Here is a 562-nt window from a genome sequence, read left to right on the forward strand (position 1 = left end):
TTCGACCAGGATCGTCAGAGACGGATCTTCCCGGCGTGCGGAGGTGATCCGAACAGTCTGCGGAAGATCCGAGGGCTGCCCATGAGGTTCGCCTCGAACAGCACATCCGCGGGCGCCAGCGCGTTCACCGTCCGGACGAGCGCACCAGCCCAGCACCACGACATTTCGGCCGGTGTCACCTCTTCGTCGCCCACCTTCACCAGCCTATCGAACCGGGTGGGCTCCCGGGCAGCGTCCGCCGCGCAGCCACCGGCTGACGCGACGGACGGCGTGCCCGCTGAGATCTCTCATTCGCATGACGGCGCGACGCCGTCGAGCGACGGCCTAGTCGGGACGGCCGACCTGGGTGTTCGACAGATCGAGGCCGATCGCGAAGTCCGCCGTGTAACCGGTTCCGGACTGCTGCGGGCGCAGCAGCATTTGGGCCCCGCCGCTGCGGTAGATCGAGTCTCGGCTGTTGGTCGTGTCGGCCGGGCCTTTCCGCCGGTACGGTTCGGTGCGCAGATAGGCCGCGCCGAACTCGGGTGTGAAGTAGAGCTGCGAGGTGAACTCGTACGGGCGG

General features: G+C 67.8%; 1 protein-coding gene and 1 pseudogene. Both read right to left on the minus strand.

What is annotated here, in order from left to right:
* Positions 1-14: 14 nt before the first annotated feature.
* Positions 15-194 carry a hypothetical protein gene (locus CFP71_RS42875; RefSeq protein ID WP_143267336.1) on the minus strand — a complete coding sequence of 60 codons (180 nt, stop codon included), beginning with the start codon at positions 192-194 and terminating at the stop codon, positions 15-17.
* A gap of 130 nt (positions 195-324) precedes the next feature.
* Positions 325-562: pseudogene (locus tag CFP71_RS42880) on the minus strand (twin-arginine translocation pathway signal protein); the annotation flags it as partial.

The organism is Amycolatopsis thailandensis, from assembly GCF_002234405.1.
GTDB lineage: Bacteria > Actinomycetota > Actinomycetes > Mycobacteriales > Pseudonocardiaceae > Amycolatopsis > Amycolatopsis thailandensis.